Annotated in this window: 11 protein-coding genes; 8 read left to right on the top strand and 3 right to left on the bottom strand. The window is 48.7% G+C overall.

Annotation, left to right across the window (positions count from 1 at the left end; translation table 11 throughout):
- Nucleotides 1–43: 43 nt before the first annotated feature.
- Nucleotides 44–2,827: a TonB-dependent receptor gene (locus tag ACFS7Z_RS24810; protein WP_377491273.1), complete on the bottom strand. Its 2,784-nt coding sequence runs from the start codon at nucleotides 2,825–2,827 to the stop codon at nucleotides 44–46.
- Nucleotides 2,828–3,815: 988 nt separating this feature from the next.
- Here ACFS7Z_RS24810 and ACFS7Z_RS24805 point away from each other — a divergent pair.
- From ACFS7Z_RS24805 to ACFS7Z_RS24795, 3 genes are all read left to right on the top strand, one after another.
- Nucleotides 3,816–4,604, top strand: coding sequence for an alpha/beta fold hydrolase (locus ACFS7Z_RS24805; RefSeq protein ID WP_377491270.1), 789 nt, complete (start codon nucleotides 3,816–3,818; stop codon nucleotides 4,602–4,604).
- Nucleotides 4,605–4,678: 74 nt separating this feature from the next.
- On the top strand, nucleotides 4,679–5,101 hold the full coding sequence (locus tag ACFS7Z_RS24800) for a hypothetical protein (RefSeq protein ID WP_377491267.1): 423 nt from the start codon (nucleotides 4,679–4,681) through the stop codon (nucleotides 5,099–5,101).
- 404 nt (nucleotides 5,102–5,505) lie between these two features.
- Nucleotides 5,506–6,807 carry a DUF2254 domain-containing protein gene (locus tag ACFS7Z_RS24795; protein ID WP_377491264.1) on the top strand — a complete coding sequence of 434 codons (1,302 nt, stop codon included), beginning with the start codon at nucleotides 5,506–5,508 and terminating at the stop codon, nucleotides 6,805–6,807.
- Nucleotides 6,808–7,332: 525 nt separating this feature from the next.
- Here the strand turns inward: ACFS7Z_RS24795 and ACFS7Z_RS24790 are convergent.
- The gene (locus tag ACFS7Z_RS24790; RefSeq protein ID WP_377491261.1) at nucleotides 7,333–8,157 is read right to left on the bottom strand and encodes a formate/nitrite transporter family protein; all 825 of its coding nucleotides are present in this window, start codon (nucleotides 8,155–8,157) and stop codon (nucleotides 7,333–7,335) included.
- A gap of 237 nt (nucleotides 8,158–8,394) precedes the next feature.
- Here ACFS7Z_RS24790 and ACFS7Z_RS24785 point away from each other — a divergent pair, with 237 nt between their 5' ends.
- The 4 genes from ACFS7Z_RS24785 (at nucleotide 8,395) to ACFS7Z_RS24770 (ending at nucleotide 14,298) form a co-directional block, all read left to right on the top strand.
- Complete coding sequence (locus ACFS7Z_RS24785; protein WP_377491258.1) at nucleotides 8,395–8,805, top strand: hypothetical protein; 411 nt, start codon at nucleotides 8,395–8,397, stop codon at nucleotides 8,803–8,805.
- Nucleotides 8,806–9,151: 346 nt separating this feature from the next.
- A complete protein-coding gene (locus tag ACFS7Z_RS24780; RefSeq protein WP_377491255.1) occupies nucleotides 9,152–12,277 on the top strand; it encodes a PA14 domain-containing protein in 3,126 nt (1,041 codons plus the stop codon).
- Nucleotides 12,278–12,918: 641 nt separating this feature from the next.
- Nucleotides 12,919–13,818 (top strand): SDR family oxidoreductase, encoded by a 900-nt coding sequence (locus tag ACFS7Z_RS24775; protein WP_377491252.1) that lies wholly within the window; start codon nucleotides 12,919–12,921, stop codon nucleotides 13,816–13,818.
- Between the two features lie 249 nt (nucleotides 13,819–14,067).
- The gene (locus tag ACFS7Z_RS24770; protein ID WP_377491249.1) at nucleotides 14,068–14,298 is read left to right on the top strand and encodes a hypothetical protein; all 231 of its coding nucleotides are present in this window, start codon (nucleotides 14,068–14,070) and stop codon (nucleotides 14,296–14,298) included.
- Nucleotides 14,299–14,328: 30 nt separating this feature from the next.
- Here the strand turns inward: ACFS7Z_RS24770 and ACFS7Z_RS24765 are convergent, their stop codons facing one another.
- Nucleotides 14,329–14,631 carry a hypothetical protein gene (locus ACFS7Z_RS24765; protein ID WP_377491246.1) on the bottom strand — a complete coding sequence of 101 codons (303 nt, stop codon included), beginning with the start codon at nucleotides 14,629–14,631 and terminating at the stop codon, nucleotides 14,329–14,331.
- Between the two features lie 303 nt (nucleotides 14,632–14,934).
- On the opposite strand from ACFS7Z_RS24765, the gene ACFS7Z_RS24760 reads away from it, so the two are divergent.
- Nucleotides 14,935–18,115 (top strand): SBBP repeat-containing protein (locus ACFS7Z_RS24760; RefSeq protein ID WP_377491243.1); only part of this gene is annotated, 3,181 nt, incomplete at its 3' end.

The raw sequence follows: 18,115 nt of genomic DNA, 5'->3' as shown, positions 1-18,115 counted from the left end.
GGTATTATGAATTGAACATATCTCTTTGTAGTGTGAATGGCCCTTAGTTCAGCAGTTCGTCGAACGTAATGGACACATAGTAAAGCCCCCCAATGTATGGCCCGCCATACACCTGCCGGATTCGGTTATTTGTCACATTAGACCCACCGAGCCTGACGATAGACTTCAGTGACGGTAATTTATAGCTTACCTGGGCATCCAGGGTATAATAAGAAGGTATCAGGGCATCGTTAATACCAGCTATAAAAGACGATTGCCAGATATAGGAATCAGACCATCGGAAGGCGGCGCTAAAGCCCAGGTTGCGGTAAAAGTTGCGGTTACTTACGTTCAGGTTAAACTTCCACTCCGGTGTATTGAAACCTGCTATCTGGTCCGGGTTGGTGTCTTCTCCCAGGTCCAGTTTGTTCCAGTTTGCGTTTCCGCCAAATGTGTAGCCACCCAGGGTATAGGTAGCGCCAAGTGCTGCGCCCTGCGCTGCCACCCGCTGGTCGGCATTGGTGTAGAGTTGGTAGGGCTGGAAGCGGCTCAAGGCAATATCAAACGCTGCGGCCTGCGGGTTTGTCTGGATATCGCTTTCCGTCTGGACCACCGTTGTGCCCAGGATAAAGTCACGGTAAGAGCTGTAGTAGTAGTTAATGTCAAACATCAGGGATTTCTCCAGCAGCAGGCCCTTGTAGCCCACCTCATAGGAGCGCACCTGCTCGGGTTTTACATAGTCTACTTCTCCTGCCTGCAGTAATCCGGCATTCTGGATAACGGCACGGGAGCTGTTCACTCCTCCTATTACATCCAGCTGCACCTGATTTCCGAATGCCTGCACAGAGGAAAGCGAGACGGTGTTGGAGCCGGGGCCATACAGGTTCAGGCCGCGGCTGGTGGCAGGCACACCGCCAACTAGTATAGCCTGGCCTATATTCAGGAAGATAAACTGGTCCTGGGTAGTGGGGTTGCGGAAGCCTGTCTGGAAAGAAGCCCTGAAGTTATGGTTCTCGCCAATAGTGTATACAGCGGAGGCTCTTGGCGTGAAGCGTCCCTCGAAGTTCTCGTTTTTATCATAGCGCAGGGAAGCGGTCACTTTCAGCTTGTCATCAAGGAGTCGTTTGATGGCCTGCGCGTAGGCACCATACTCATAAATAGTAATGTCGTTGCCCGTGGTGTCGCTGAAAATGGTTCCGTTAGAGTTCAGGTCATAAAGTCTGTAGCTCCCGCCAAACTGCAGATCCACTACTTTGCCTGTCCAGCTGCTGACGTCGTACTGGCCTTCGGTGTGGTACATCTTGGTCTGGTCATCAAACTTGGCTCCCCTCCTGAAGTCCGTTAGACCAACTATGCGTTCTTTCTCCCGGTCAAACTCAGCTGTGCCTGGTATGAGGCGTCCCCTGTCGGCAAAGCCGCGGGCCACGCTATGGTCGCCTGCCTCCACGCTCGGCACTATGCCTAGGTAAGCGGCTGCATACTCCTGAAACCACTGCTGGTCACTTTTCCAGGTGCGGTTCAGGTTCAGGGCCAGGAAACGGGAGTCATAGGAATCTCCGGAGTTTTCGAACGTGGAATAGGTGCGGGCAAAGAAATTCGTTCCTCTCAACTCCAGCTTGTGCTGCTGCAGGGTAAAGTTTTTGATGGCGTAGCGGTTGGCGGCCTGGTAAACAGCTGTGCCTGCGCCATATTTATAGTGGTAGATAGCCTCCATTTTCTCCGTTATCCTATAATGCAGGGCAGCATCACCTTTCAGGCTATAGGTGTCATAATCCACCAGGTCTTCTTCAAAATAACCAGTGCGCGCCACCCGCACCGGCAGCCCCATCGGGCCAATTGGCAAGCTGGTCACGGCTTCATCTCCATAAATATTTAAGGCATTGTAAGCCGGATTGTTGGGGTTGTTTCCTTGTGTAGCATACGATAGCGGGTCAACGTTTTCTGTGCTGTTTGCGTGCCAGTCGTGCGCCTTCAGATAGGCCAGGTTCACTTTAAAGGCAACCCGGTTGTTAAAAGCCTTCGCATACCGTATCATGCCTTCGTACATCGGGCTGGGGTTTGCATCGCGGCCATCCACATGGTTCACGCCCAGCTTCACCATAGCACTCAGGCCCTGGTAGTCGAAAGGGTTTTTACTGGTCATGTTGATCACGCCGTTAAAAGCATTCGGTCCGTAAAGAGCCGAAGCTGCTCCGGGAATAATCTCGACGCTTTCGGCATCCAGTTCAGAAATGCCCACCATATTGCCTATAGGTATGTTGAGGCCGGGTGCCTGGTTATCCATACCATCAATAAACTGTACGAAGCGGTTGTTGGACGTACTCATGAAGCCGCGGGTATTAATGATTTTGAAACCCAGGCTGGTTGTAATCATGTCAACGGTTTTCAGGTTCTGCAAACCTTCGTAGAAGCTGGCGGCAGGTGCTTCACGTATGGCGCGCACATCCATCTTCTCGACACTCACTGGGGAGCGCATGATGTTTTCCTCTACCCTGGAGGCTGTTACCACTACTTCAGAGCCCAGCACATTTGCTTCCGCAAGGGCAACATCTACATTAGACCGGCTCTCTGTGATGGTAATTTCCTGTGGGGCATACCCTACCATAGAATAGACGAGTGTAAAAGGTGTACCCGCGGTGGTGGACAAGGTATAATGGCCCTGGCTGTCGGTGCTGGTGCCAACCATCCTGTCCCGCACATAAACGTTCACGCCCACCAGGGGCTCCTTTGTTCTGGCATCCGTCACCTGTCCGGACACTGTAACTGCTGCCTGCGAAAACGCCTCTACTCCCGGGAAGGCTAATAGCAGAAGTAGCAGAATCACTGATTTTTGGAATTCCTTCAACATATCGTACGATTTAAAGTGGAAGAACCTGTATGAAAAAGTCTGGAAAGCGTGAGATTGGTACTGAACTAAGGGAAAAGGCCTTTACCTGTTCCAAAGCAGCAACTGCATCTAAAAGTATCGTGCAGCCTCGTGAAGCACCCTGAAAGCTTTTATAAAATCCACTCAAGGAAATTTATAAAAGTATGAAGTCGTATTCCTTAACAGGTTAAGGCCGCGAAACTTTGAAGTATGCTATCGTATGAGCCTTATTTTGTTGGCTTATCGGCAGCTAAAGGAGAAGAAGCAAATATTAAACTATGATTAAAATTTAAATTAAAATCAGAATATTTCCAAATTTATATCTGATTCAGGTTATAAATAATGCTTCTATTTGTATCATAAGCACCTACTACCATTAGTTTTACCTGTTTTTACAGCATCCACTCTAAAACCTTGAGCAGAACTCTTAATTTGTTCTTAAACAGTGGCTCATCCCAGCAAAATCATATTAGGTGTAAAGTTTACAGGTAATAGCTGAATCTTCCTTCAGAAATAAAATTCAATCTTCCTGCACCAGAGTAGCAGATAAATGAATGCTTCTTGTTGATTTAAAAGTAATGAGGAACCGTGGCAAACTAAAACTAGAAATTATGATTCTAGGACTTTTATTTTAACTATATGAAATAAATAACTTGTTAATAATCAGCTTGTAATAAACAAATAATCAGACATTATAAAACACTAATTGTAGGACTCACTTACAGAAAAAGTAGTCTCAGATGGGTTAACGAAGAATACCTCAAAGTGTACTTTTTCCTAAACTAGTAATTACCACAAATAAACCTGAGATTTCCGCAGTTTTAGTTTCATTGTCTGTGTTGCTGATTTTATCTCAGGATTTGTTTTGGTAGCTTTGAAAAAGAAGCAACTCAAACAAAAGAGTACCATAGCTGGTATTTTCTCTGAAACATACAGCTATGGCAGATGCCGAAACGAAATATTACTTTGTATGGAAGCAGTGAAAAAGAACAATGTTAAAGTTATTGGTAAAGGACAAAAGCCTATGCTGTTCGCGCATGGCTATGGCTGCGACCAGAACATGTGGCGCTATATAACCCCGGCCTTCGAGGCTGACTATAAAGTTGTACTTTTTGATCATATTGGATTTGGCGGCTCCGACACCACCGACTATACCAAAGAACATTACGATTCATTGAAGGCCTATGCAGCTGATGTCTTAGAAATTTGCAGGGAACTGGGCCTGCAGGACGTTGTTTTCGTAGGGCATTCTGTTAGTGCCATGATAGGAGCTCTGGCAGCCATCATGGAGCCGGAGCGCTTTTCGAAGCTGATCCTTATAAGCCCCTCCCCCTCTTTTATCAACGACGGAGAATATACCGGTGGTTTCACTAAGGAGGACATACAGGGCTTGCTCAATTCTCTGGACAGTGATTACCTGGGCTGGTCCAGCACTATTGCCCCCGTTATAATGGGTAACCCAGCAAGACCAGAGTTGGGCCAGGAACTGGTAGGGAGTTTCTGCAGGAGCAACTTGGAAATTGCCAAAGACTTTGCCCACATCACTTTTCTCTCAGACAACCGGAAAGATTTACCACAGGTAAAGACTGAAACCCTGATACTACAGTGTACTGATGATGCCATTGCTCCTCTGTCTGTAGGTGAGTATACGCACCGGAACATAGCAGGAAGCAAACTGGTGGTTCTGGAGGCCACTGGTCATTGCCCTAATCTGAGTGCACCGGAAGAAACCGTCATGGCCATGAAAAACTTTTTATAAACACCGTATACTATAGTAACAGTATGGTTAAAGTGGGCTCTTTAGCAGGAGTCCGAGAATACAAAAGACATAAATTGGATTTAATAGAATATAAGGAATTAAAAAAAGCAGAAGGGTTCACCTTTTTTGAAGCGAGGAGAATGGCTACCAACTCGTTTATTGCTGTTAACTGGATAGGCATACAATCCATGGAAACAGTTGTAATGGGAGGCAACCATGTTCTTTCTATGCTGCGGGAGAAACCTAGCAAAGGACTTCTGAACAGCAACCGGGAACTGATAGGCCCCTGGGATGTTGCCGTTAGCTGGCTCATCCACAAATGGGCTCCACAGGCAAAGGAGCTAGGGCTTCGGTATTATGCACATGTGCTCTCGCCTGGCATTTATGGGCAGCGCTCCTTTAGGTTGCTTTACCCTATCCTAAAGCTGAAATTCGACGTTGAGACCTTCAACGACGACGAAAGTGCAGCAGAATGGCTTAAAGAAAAGGTTAATTAGAATTCCTTCCTTGTACTGGTCCGAGTCTTTCCCCGTCCATCAAAGCACCTGATGTCTGGTATGTTTTCAAGTATGTGATTATAATGCAGTCTTATTCAGGAGAGAAAATTTAAAGCTGGCCCTCTTAGTTGCTGATAAATGATGTTACTCCCTGTTGTTGTTCTCTTTTCCTACTGCGGTTGTAACCTCCTTGCAGGTGTTTTATAGCAAATCGAAGTTAGCTTCTGGTGGTGGCATGGTGTAAGTAAGGTAAACCCGGAACTGGTGAACTGCGTTTCTCAACTATCCAACTTTGCATTGGGAAAGAAAAGGCCCCTCATGCTAAAGCTTATTTTCCCTGCCTTTTGCCTGGCACCCACCGAACCTAAGCGCCCCGTACTGCTTAAATTATTTGTTATTTAAAAATGATAATTGCAAAACCTATTTACGCCTTTAAAAAGGCATACATGCAGATTACCAACAGCATTGCTTTTTACCCTGTTATGATTGCGCTGGGTTTACTTTCTCTCTCATGGTTTGCTACTTACCTGGATAAAACTTCTGTGGGAGGATCCCTTATAGAGAAAGTGCCTTTTCTGAAAATAGATAATGCTAACACGGCCCGTAGCCTTCTCTCATCGCTCCTAACTGGGCTCATCACTCTCGTAACCTTCACCTTTGCCATGGTGATGATTGTGCTGTCGCAGGTTACTACTAGCTTCTCTCCCAGGTTATTGCCGGATCTGGTCAGTAAGAGAGGAAGCCAGGTGGTACTCGGTACCATCATAGGTGCCATAAGCTGTAACATTGTTGTGCTCAGCAATATCCAGACATTGCCATCAGGGCCAGAAGTACCACTTTTATCAGTTGTTCTGTGTATGTTACTGGGATTTGCCAGCCTTATCAGCTTTATCTACTTTATTCATAAAATCTCGAATGAAATCCAGATAGGAAACATTATTAACAACATCTACCGCAACACAAGAGATGTGCTGGACAGAGAACTCAACAGTGGGAGTTACCATGAGAAGTGGGAAGAGGAGGAAGAGTTTTATACGGTGAAAGCATGGGATTCCGGGTATTTTGATACCGTTACAACAGACGACATTATGAGGAGATCAAAAAAGATGGGCTTAAAGGTAAGGTTTCTGAAAGACCAGGGAATGTACCTGCTGAAAGGTGATCCTTTTATTGAAATCAACAGGCCCATGAATGATAAGATACTGGAACTACTGAAAGAGAATGTGATACTACGGCACCAGGAAAAAGTGGTAGACAACTTTATCTACGGCTTCAAGCATCTAACAGAAATAGCCGTAAAAGCGCTGAGCCCGGGCGTGAATGACCCCGGCACGGCTATTCAGGCGATTGACTACCTGATGGACCTGCTTTGCAGGTTGCAGGAACTAAGCGGGCGGCTTAAGGTGGTACAACGCAAAGACGGCACGGCCTGTCTTATTTACGGACCTATACCTTTTGAGAAAATATTTTATATGTGCACAGCCAGCATCCGGGCATATTCTACAAAAGATGTGGCTGTACAGACTCGCCTTATTGACCTGTTAAGCAAAATAAGCGAACGCGATGAGCAAGACAAACACAAGCAACTCCTGGAAAAGGAGCTGAACTCTATTGAAGAGGCCTCCCTGAAGGACATGAAAGCGAAGGAAGATAAAGAATACCTAGAGACTATATTGCAGAATGCGAGAAGAGAGCATATTTCCTAAAGTCTGCTGTCCCGGTTTTTAAGTAATCATGAAGATTGAAATAATCCAACAGACAGGCTAGAAAGGCATAAAACATTCCCATAAAACTACATGTGCGGACACGATGCGGGCGGCATCTGTTTCCTGAAACTGATGTAACAATTTTATGCTTAGTGGCTACGGGTATATTGGTAGTTTAGCTGAATAAACTACTAAAAGCAGACTTAATCGGAGACTCAGTAATTTGATGCCCGTATAGTTCCATATACCCTTATAAGGTAGTGCAGAGGATGTTTTGGTTGGTTAGCTTTATCTTATGCCACTGCCAGTATGAGAGGCAACCCGATTGATCTTGTGGAATTGCCGCCATGATTGCAATAGAGTGGAGTGTGACTGTAATGGGTGCTCAGCTGCATTCAGGCTCATGTTGCGAATCGTGCAAAAGTGCCTTTATTTTTCAACGCTGTTGGAAAATAAAAGCACTTCTTTGTGGCTTCTAATGTGTAGAAGCTCTTGTTTCGAGATGGACGACAGAGAATAAAAAAATTAAAAATAGCCTGCTTTCTCACCCGTCGTTATCTGTGCATGATTTAGCGCGGCTACTAGAATCACCCCTCCTATCACGTTCCCGATTAAGGCAGGAAGTATGTAGTTCACACTTACACTCCACCAGGTAGCCTGCTCCATGGCAGCCAGTGTAAAGGTTTCTACAGCTCCTGCCACTACATGGCTGAAGTGCCCCACTCCTACAATATAAGTGATAAATATAATTACCCACACCCGTGCGGATTGGGCATACGGCAGGAGCCACACCATCAGGGCAATAAGCCAGCCTGCAAATATCCCCCGAACCAGTACTGCGCTGAAGTCCTGCTCCATCGCCTTGTGGCCAATCTTTGAAAATGCTGACATCACATGCGCGTCGAAGGCAGTTGTATGGGCTGAAACCAGGGCGATTACCAAGGCACCCAGCAGGTTGGCGAAAAGCACAATGCCCCAGAGCCGCAGCACATTCCAGAGTGTTGCCCCGTTCTTTTTATGTAGGAGCGGCAGGATGGGCGTGAGCGTGTTTTCAGTGAACAGTTGCTGCTTGCCAAGTATAACAATCAGGAAACCCAAGCTATAGCCAAAATTAGAAACCAGCGTGCTCCAATGAGCATCTGGCAGGTAAGCCATCAGCAAGCCCTCCGCAATCATAGAAAAGCCCATGGACAAGCCAGCTGCCAGGCCCGACCAAAACAGGGCGGAAGACGGACGCTCCAGTTCTGTCTCAGCTTCCAGAAAAATTGCATGGTGGATGGCCTTGGCCGACGGTGATTGATGTAACGAGCTTTCCTGCTGGTTTGAGCCAGACCTGTTTTCTTCTATCATGCTCTATGTACAGTTTTCCTCCTGTTTTGTTAGTTTTTCCTTCCTGCCTCAGCTTTTAACTCTAAATTTCACCTGCCACAGACACCGTAAAAAACCCGAGGCTGATTTCAGCAGGAAGAGCATAAATAATTAACTGTATTACAGACACTTGAACTTAAATGCGATTCTGATTGTAATTTCACCTGACTATTCTGCTAACAAAAAGAAGCTTCATTTACAACCAAAGCATAATTTTAAGTGATATTATACGAGAACGGCTTTATCAAACTAGATTATGATACATCTACCTGTATTCTGTGTGCCACATGCCCTGACATACAGGAATATGTCCTGCTGCAAATTCACAAGGCTTTCACGACCATTAAAGAAACCATAGCCAATCACGATATAAAGAAGCTTATACTTGATTGCAGGAACACCACCATTGGCGTGAGCGAAGAAGACTATGCTATGGTGATTTTCCAGTTTGTATACGATTTGAATTCTACTCCTCTGCAGCAGTTTGCCCGCATACTCACCACAGATGCTGCCAAAGAAAGTAAACTGAGGGGTTATGCCAGAGAAATGGGAGCAGAAATAAAGCCGGAATTTGCGTACAAAAACTTCCTTACAAAAGCTGAAGCAGAAGCTTGGCTTAAAGAGAAATAAATCTGCTCATCCAAAAGGTTTACCCACACCAAAAAATCCTGCTATAAATATACACTCAAGCTACCTTCAATATAGCTTCTTTTACACTTATACTAGTTTTTTATACATTTCAACAGTAAAAAAACTTTCGTCTACTAAAAACATGTTGCCTTGCAATGCAATAGCAGGTTTATTGATCAAGTCTCTGAAATAACCATATTTCTGATGGTTGCGTAGGTGCTCTCAAGCTTTTAAGCCTTTCTCTGCGGAACATGCTTTCCAGCTGCCGCTGATGAAAACTAAACAGCCCAAAGATGAAAGTATAGCTGTTAAGCTATTTCTTTTCTAAACCACTTAAACCTACTATATGCCAGCAAATTTTTACTCCTCCGGGCGCACCTGCAATAGCTTGTGCCTGATCTTGTTTCTGTTACTTGGAACACCCTTCCTCCTACAGGCACAAACTTACAAGATTATGCCTTTAGGCAACTCTATCACCCAGGGAACAAGTACCTACCCCAGCTATCGCTATGCCCTGTATGAAAGGCTGACAGAAGCTTATATTGATTTCAGCTATGTGGGCTCCAGAACATCAGATGCATCACCGAACTTAATTACCCCATTGGAATCATGCCCTAAAGAGCCTACTGAGTTTCCACCCCTTGCTCATGAAGGGCATAGTGGCTGGCGTGCAGATCAGATAATAAACGGAAATTCAAATTATCCATCTGAGGGAAAACTGGCGGACTGGCTGCAGGGCTACACTCCCGATGTTGTGCTGATGCATCTTGGCTCCAACGACATGTTTCATTACCACACAGTGTCCAGCACTGTTACCGAGCTGCGGGAAGTTGTGCGTATTCTGCGCCAGGACAACCCAAACGTTACCATACTGCTGGCTCAGATTTTTCCTGCTGATCCAGCTAAAGTAGGAGTAATGGCTGCCGACAATGTTAAACTGCTGAACAAAGAGATTGCAAGCCTGGCACAGGAACTGAATACAACAACTTCTCCTATCCTACTGGTAGATCAGCACACTGGTTTTGATCCCACTCCGGGAGCGGATTCCTATGATGGCATTCACCCTAACCTGCAAGCAGAATACCAGATGTCGGAGAGATGGTTTAAGGCATTAGGTTCTGTTCTTAAACGTTACACAACACCTCCATCAGTGAGTATAACAACTCCCGGAGATGGTGCATTGCTCAAGGTAAACCAGGCTATATCCATCGCTGCGGACGCAAGTGACCGGGAGGAAACAATAAAGGGAGTAGAATTTTTTGCAAATTGCCAGAAAATAGGCGAGGATTTCACCAGTCCCTACCAGATAGGTTGGACACCTTCCGAGGCAGGCAATTATTCGTTGACGGCAGTGGCCACAGACGCTGCCGGAGCCAGAGGAGAGTCATTTGAGGTTCTCGTAAAAGTGGATAATACTACTGAAACGGGCACAATCACGCGGGAGTACTGGGCAAATGTGCAAGGCACTTCCGTTTCTGAAATTCCGTTCCACACCACGCCAACAAGCACAACAGAATTAAGTTCTTTTGAGGCCCCCACCAATGTGGCGCACAACTATGGCCAGCGTGTCAGGGGATACGTACAGGCCCCTGCCAGTGGCGAATACACTTTCTGGATTGCGGCAGACGACAACGCAGAACTGTGGCTGAGCACCTCCGAAAACCCTGCAGATAAAGTGAAGCTGGCCTTTGTTGAGGCATGGACAAATCCGCGGGAATGGGGGAAATACCCAGGGCAAAAGTCAGCGGCAATTCGACTGGAGGCAGGCAAGAAATACTATATTGAGGCCATGCACAAGCAGAGCTGGGGCGGAGACAACCTGGCCGTAGGTTGGCAGCTGCCTGATGGCACACTGGAGAGGCCTATACCTGGTTCCCGACTGATACCTTTTACTGCCTCAACCAATCAACCGCCAGTGGCTAGTGCCGGGTCTGATGTTTCTGTCACGCTGCCTACAAGCACCGTCACCTTAAGCGGAACAGGCACAGACCGGGATGGCACCATCAGCGCTTATTCCTGGAGCCAGGTAAAAGGACCAGGGACAGTAGTATTCAGCAGTAAGACAACTGCCTCTACTACTGTAACCGGCCTGGTGGAGGGGACTTATATATTCCAACTGACAGTGACGGACAATGGTGGTCTCAAGGGCTCCGATGAGGTGAGCGTGACCGTGCATCCAGCCACCACCACCGCATGCACCGCCTCGGGCACCATTCTTCGGGAGCACTGGGCAAACGTATCGGGCAGCAGCGTGATGGATATTCCCCTGGGCAGCGCCCCAAGCAGCAGCAGCCAGCTGAGCCTGTTTGAGGCACCGAGCGGGCTTGGCAGCAACTACGGCGCAAAAGTCAGGGGCTATATTTGCGTACCGCAGACAGGCAACTATACCTTCTTCATCGCCTCGGATGACAACTCGGAGCTGTGGCTGAGCACCACCGACAGCCCTGCAAACAAGCAGAAAATCGCCTCCGTCACTGGCTGGACCAACTCCCGTGAGTGGGGCAAGTATGCCTCCCAGAAGTCAGCAGCTATCCGCCTGGAGGCAGGCAAGAAATACTACGTAGAGGCCCTGCACAAGCAAGGCTGGGGCGGAGACAACCTGGCAGTGGCCTGGGCAATGCCGGATGGGAAAACAGAGGCGCCAATCCCCGGAAGCAGGCTATCCCCTTTTGTGACTGGCCAGATTACTACCTGCACTGCCTCCGGTACCATCCTGCGGGAGCATTGGTCAAGCGTGTCAGGCAGCAGCGTTTCAGATATACCATTAAGCAGCGCCCCGAGCAGCAGCAGCCAACTGAGCCTTTTCGAGTCGCCATCAGGACTTGGCAGCAACTACGGCGCCCGCGTAAGCGGCTACATCTGCCCTCCGCAGACGGGGAATTATACCTTCTATATCGCCTCAGACGACAACTCCGAGCTGTGGCTGAGCACCACTGACAGCCCGGCAAACAAGCAGAAGATTGCCTCCGTCACCGGCTGGACCAACTCCCGCGAGTGGGGCAAGTATGCCTCCCAGAAGTCAGCAGCTATCCGCCTGGAGGCAGGCAAGAAATACTACGTAGAGGCCCTGCACAAGCAAGGCTGGGGAGGGGACAACCTGGCCGTGGCCTGGCAGCTGCCGGATGGGAAAACGGAGGCGCCTATCCCCGGAAGCAGGCTATCCCCTGTAGTGCTAAGCCAGACAACTACCTCATACCTGGTCTCAGGCAATAATGTAACGGCAGAAAGCCCGTTGGTCTACTATTATCCAAACCCATTCCAGCAACAGGTTACGCTACAATTCAATGGCAAGAAAGAGGAAGTGTACAGCCTGAAACTCTATGATGTTACTGGCAGAGAAGTGTGGCAAATGGAGCAGGTAGAAGGAAACAGAAAGCTTACAATCGGCCAAAGCCTCGATACGGGAGTGTATGTACTGGTAGTAAGTACAGGCAAAGAAGCGAAGCAGTATAAACTGGTCAAAGCCAGGTAAGGAAATTTGAGCAGACAGTCCTGTATCAGCACTACAACAAGCTGAGGTTTCTGACATACGAATTACTACTACCTTACGAACTTCTCAAAATGAAAGGCTCCTCATCCAAGGGAGTCTTTCATTTTTTCTGGTAGTAAACTTCAGGAAGCATAATACCCATTCACATAAAGCTATTTCCATAAATTAAGCCTTTTCTATGAGTTGGCACGGAGTGAAACAGATTCAGTCTTTGGGTTGAGCGCCAAGAGGCAGAAGCCCTCTATTTGTAGATTTTTAGGTGTCGCGTAAGCACCCCTGCCGCAGAAAAACTCCCAGCGCAATGTCCTTAAGAGGCTCCCTTCCACCACGACGAGGCCTCTCGGCCCGGAAAGCACAGACAGACAATAATGGAACCATAGGTTAGTTGCCGCTGGATAAACAGCAGCTACGGCAGCTTAAACAGAAAAAAGGTATCATTCCTGTGGAATACCCTTTATGCAACTTGATATACTAAGGGCAAAAACGTCAACTGCTGTTCTCTCAGTAGAAGCATATGTTCTCATGACCAGAGCACGCACTCACTAAGTAAAGCCTGCTTTTAGATAACAGGTTACCTGTATAAGCGTCTAAACCTACTTTGATACAACACAATACATTTAGCTATGGATAAGAACAAAGAAGACAAACCCAACATGCAGGATCCCAAAGAACAGTATGCGAAGCCGCCTTTTCCGGACCAGAAACAGGAGGTGCCAGGTACAGAAGAGGAAATGACGCCTGATGCAGACCATGGAGAGAAAACGTATAAAGGCTCAGGTAAACTGGAAGGCAGGAAAGCCATTATTACAGGTGGTGACTCCGGCATAGGCAGGGCAGTCGCCATTGCCTTTGCGCGCGAGGGTGCCGATGTGCTGATATCATACCTCAGCGAAGACAAAGACGCGAAAGAAACAGCCCGCTATGTGGAAGAGGCTGGCCGCAAAGCCATACTGGTGCCTGGTGACATCAGCGAAGAAGAACACTGCAAGAAAATCATTCAGCGGGCCGTAGACGAGTTCGGGCAGATTGATGTACTGGTTAACAATGCTGCATTTCAAATGTCACGGGAGTCGCTGCAGGATGTTCCGAGTGAGGAATGGGACTACACCTTCCGCACAAATATTTATGCCATGTTCTACCTTTGCAAGGCGGCAGAGCCACACATGAAACCGGGCAGTACCATTGTAAACACGACCTCTGTCAATGCCTATAAGCCCCGGCCAACTTTGCTGGCCTATGCTGCTACGAAAGGGGCCATCCAAAACTTCACAGCAGGCTTGGGCCAACTGTTGGCAGAAAAAGGCATCCGGGTGAACTGTGTAGCACCCGGCCCTGTCTGGACACCACTCATTCCCGCAACCATGCCTGCCGATCAGGTAAAGACTTTTGGGAAAGACACACCACTGAAACGACCAGGGCAGCCAGCCGAACTGGCACCAATCTATGTACTGCTGGCTTCACAGGATTCCAGCTACATGACAGGCTCTACCGTGCAGGTAACAGGAGGCACACCTACCATTTAATTTGAGTATGCCATTATTCTGGCAATCGTTGAGCCCGCGATAGCCCTAAATTAATTACAGAAATCCCGCTTTAAGAAATCTTTTTAGCGGGATTTCTTATTTATTCAAACCCGTAATGACACTGCCGGATTAAGCAGAAGTCTCAGCAAGTCAGTAGTCAAAACATAAACAATTCTGCAACATACCTGCAGCTAACGTATCCAGACAGGTAATCTGGCGGCTCGGAAAAAAGTCTATTCCAGTTTTCATGTGAAGCGCCCTGTAAAGGTTTCGGTTTCGAGCGAAGTATGGCAGCCAAAGCAGTACGGAAGTGAGGCAGCCAAAGCAGCGCGAAGGCAGCTTCAGCTAGTAGAGGATGCCTACCCCAACAGCGCCAAACGTAAAAATGCACCCCCGGGGGAGTGGAGCGCACAGGAAGAAATAGAAAAGGCCAACAATGAGGCACTGGATGAACAAAAGCTAAGGCAGCTTAGAAAATAAATGTTTCCAATATAACCGACAATTCACACGCTACCCCCGCTCGATGACAATGTACCTGGCCGAATAGCCATTGCACTTATAAAGTACCTGCAGCGCAGAGATAAGTGAGTGCATAGCTGAAGTGCGTGTATTCTGGCTGTTGAGAGGCTTCAGGTAGTTATAGTACCCTTTGCCGGCTATGCGTCCTACGTAGCTTCGGGCCTCAGGCTCCGTCACCTCAACCAGTCCTTTCGCCAGCACCACACGCCGCATATAGGGCAGCGCAGACTTCATGGTTTGGTAATCAGAAAAAGTATAGAGGCGATAGTAGGAGCCAAGCTTAATGGAATTCATAGACACAAATATAGCATTACAACATGCTTAAGTTATACATGTTTACCTGCTGCTACCACACTTCTCTTTGTAGCAGCCAGAATCTTATATTTAGCAGGATGATTATACAGACAGTTCAAACCTCCACTATTCTTAGTATAGCATAATACAATCAAAGAAAAGTAACGTAAAATAATCAAGGCTCCTATTCAGCAAATTCTTCCTCATCTCACACTACACCCGGCTGGAACTACTACATCCTTCCCAACCAGGAAGGAGAGTGAACCTTATGTTGCAACCATCTACACTTTAAAACTTCATACTATGAAAAAACACGTACTACACGCAGTGGTTCTTTTACTCGTTTGTGTTCATTTTTTCCCAGTACATGCCCAGCAACCGACGCTGGAGTGGGCCAAACTGTATAACACTACCATCAGTACTAACGAAGGGGCTGCGGCTATAGCGGTAGATGCTGAGGGCAACAGCTACGTGACAGGCACCAGCTCGGGAGCAATAATTACAAACATAGTCACTGTGAAGTACGATCCCTCCGGCGCGCAGCTTTGGGCGGTGCTGTATCCTAAAAGTTCCAGAGCAATTGATATAGCCATCGATAACAACGGCAACATTTATGTTACTGGCACCAGCAGCGGCACTGAATATGGGACTGGCTACACCACTATCCGATACGATGCGGCTACCGGTGAAGAAATATGGGCTCAGTATTACCCAGGTCCTGAAGGTGGCTCCGGAAACGCTAGTGCCACGGCTATCGCTGTCGATGATGCCAACGGCGTATATGTCACAGGCGCCATAGATGACATTTTTGGTAGAGATATAGCCACCGTCCGCTACGACGCTGCTACTGGTGAAGAAACATGGAACAAGGTACACAGTGGTGGGCCTGGTGACGATTATGCCACAGCTATCGCAGTAGACAATACTGGCGGTATCTATGTTACCGGCTCCAGTGCCGAACGAAGGTCCACCCCTGACTACCTGACCGTCCGCTACAACGCCGCCACCGGCGAAGAGGCATGGGTCCGCTTATACAACAGCCCCGCCACAGGTGCTGATCGGGCTACCGCTATCGCCGTAGACAACGCTGGAGGTGTTTATGTAACGGGCTACAGCGAGGATGAGCAGGCCTATGAAGACTACGCTACTGTCCGCTACGCCGCTGCCACCGGCGAAGAGACCTGGGTTAGCCGCTATGGCGTAACTGGTGCCAATGAGCGCGCCTCAGCCATCGCGGTCGATGCAAGCGGGGGAGTGTATGTCACGGGCTTCAGCGCACGTGGTTTAAGGGGCAGCCAGAATATTGCAACCGTCCGCTACGAGGCCACCACTGGTGAAGAGACATGGACACAGCAATACGGCAATTCTATAGAAAGTGATGAAGCTACAGCTATTGCGGTCGATAACGCTGGAGGAGTTTACGTAACAGGCTACAGTTTCAACGACGGACCTAACTCCAATCAGGACTATGCCACCCTCCGCTATAACGCCGCCACCGGTGAGGAAACGTGGGTTACACGCTACAACGGTCCGGCAAACAGCGCAGACAGGGCAACAGCCATTGCAGTAAATACTGGCAGCGTTTACGTGACGGGATATAGCACCGACTTCAGCCAGGACTTCGCCACTATCCGCTATAACGCCGCCACAGGCAACAGGGTATGGGTACAGCTGTATGGCAGCACCGGTAATACGGATGACAAGCCAATTGCAGTGGCTGTGGACGCGGAAGGGAACAGCTACGTGACAGGTAACAGCTTTGGTTCTCTTCAGCAGATGGTGACAGTGAAGTATTCTCCCTCTGGTGAGCAGCTTTGGGCGGTGCAGTTCCAGAATATTACCGCCACTGCCATTGCCGTAGACAACACCGGCGGCGTCTACGTGACGGGCACCAACAGCGGCACAACAGCAGTAAGTTACGCCACTGTGCGCTACGAGGCCGCCACCGGCGTAGAGTCCTGGGTGCAGTTTTATAATGGTTCCGGGGGCGGCCCAAGTTTCGCTAAAGCCATTGCAGTTGACAATACCGGAGGCGTTTACGTAACCGGGGAGAGGTTAGGGAGCAGTCCGCTGTTTGCAAGTTATGCCACCGTACGCTATGAGGCCACGACCGGCGAACAGACCTGGGACCGACTTTATTCCTCCGGCAACGCACCCAGTTCTCCCACAGCCATTACTGTTGATAATGCCGGAGGTGTTTATGTTACAGGCACTGCCTTTGGTAACCGCTTCAGTTTTTCCGACTACGCCACGGTTCGTTATCAAGCTGCCACTGGCGAACAGACCTGGGCGCGCCTCTACAGTGGCCCCGGAAACGAAAATGATGTTGCCGTTGCCATCGCGTCAGACAATGCCGGTGGTGTGTATGTGACTGGCTACAGCTATGGCAACACAGGCGGTGTTGACTATGCCACCGTCCGCTACGAAGCCGGCAGTGGCACAGAATCCTGGGCCCGCCTCTACAACGGCCCCGGCAATGAAAGTGATTTTGCCGCCGACATCGCAGTCGATTACGCCGGGGGCGTCTACATAACTGGTTCCAGTGGCACTAATCTTAACAGCGACTATGCCACCCTCCGCTACGATGCCATTACAGGCGAAGAAACCTGGGCACAACGCTACAACAGCTCCGGTGGTACTTTTGAGCGGGCCAGCGCTATAGCCGTCAATAATGCTGGCGTCTACGTTACAGGCTATAGTTCAACTGATAATACGCTCCTGGGCAGCGACTTTGCTACTGTTCGTTATGATGCCGCCACAGGAGATCAGATTTGGGCTGAGCACTATGCTGCGTCAACTAATAATGTTGATGTGGCCGTAGACCTTGCCCTAGACCTGAAAAATAATGTTATTGTTACCGGCTATACCTTTAGCCCTGTTACAGGAAACGACTTCCTGACTATCAAGTACAGCCAGCAGGCCCAGTGCCCGGATGTAACCGATGCTGTTATCACTGGTCTAACCTCTGTTCAGGCAGGCACCGCTGGCTCTGCCTACTCCCTTCCCAACACCGGGGCCAACTCCTTCTCCTGGCTGATAACCGACAGCCAAGGCAATCCTTACACCAACTTCACCGGCCAGGGCACAAGCTCTATCACCGTCGATTGGCCTTCCGCTCCTGACTTCTTCAAAGTGAGTGTCAGTTCCGGAGGACCAGGCGGAGGCTGTGTCGTGAGCACCTCTGTCACGTACGTCTCCGTCTTCGACCCTACTGCAGGCTTTGTGACCGGTGGCGGCTGGATAGAGTCACCCGCCGCCCCTGCCTATGAATTTATGCAAACCAGCAAAAGGGCGCACTGGAGCCTGGTGGCCAGGTACAGCAAAAGGAACGGGGAAGAGGACCAGGTGCAGGGTTCGACCATGCTCCTGCTGCAGGCCGGCTCCTTCACCTTCCGTAGTACCTCTTACGAGCCCGGCTCGCTGGTCATCACCGGCAACAGGGCCTACTACAGCGGCCGCGGCACCCTCACCCGCAGGGATGGCC

It is taken from the genome of Pontibacter toksunensis (assembly GCF_042686245.1).
Lineage (GTDB): Bacteria > Bacteroidota > Bacteroidia > Cytophagales > Hymenobacteraceae > Pontibacter > Pontibacter toksunensis.
The sequence above is the reverse complement of the archived record's forward strand: the minus strand, read 5'-3'. Positions and strand labels throughout refer to the sequence as shown.

What these genes read in the sequence shown, in the direction of transcription:
- ACFS7Z_RS24810 (WP_377491273.1), bottom strand. Translation starts at nt 2,827, where the DNA reads ATGTTGAAGGAATTCCAAAAATCAGTGATTCTGCTACTTCTGCTATTA.
- ACFS7Z_RS24805 (WP_377491270.1), top strand. Translation starts at nt 3,816, where the DNA reads ATGGAAGCAGTGAAAAAGAACAATGTTAAAGTTATTGGTAAAGGACAA.
- ACFS7Z_RS24795 (WP_377491264.1), top strand. Translation starts at nt 5,506, where the DNA reads ATGATAATTGCAAAACCTATTTACGCCTTTAAAAAGGCATACATGCAG.
- ACFS7Z_RS24790 (WP_377491261.1), bottom strand. Translation starts at nt 8,157, where the DNA reads ATGATAGAAGAAAACAGGTCTGGCTCAAACCAGCAGGAAAGCTCGTTA.
- ACFS7Z_RS24780 (WP_377491255.1), top strand. Translation starts at nt 9,152, where the DNA reads ATGCCAGCAAATTTTTACTCCTCCGGGCGCACCTGCAATAGCTTGTGC.
- ACFS7Z_RS24775 (WP_377491252.1), top strand. Translation starts at nt 12,919, where the DNA reads ATGGATAAGAACAAAGAAGACAAACCCAACATGCAGGATCCCAAAGAA.
- ACFS7Z_RS24765 (WP_377491246.1), bottom strand. Translation starts at nt 14,631, where the DNA reads ATGAATTCCATTAAGCTTGGCTCCTACTATCGCCTCTATACTTTTTCT.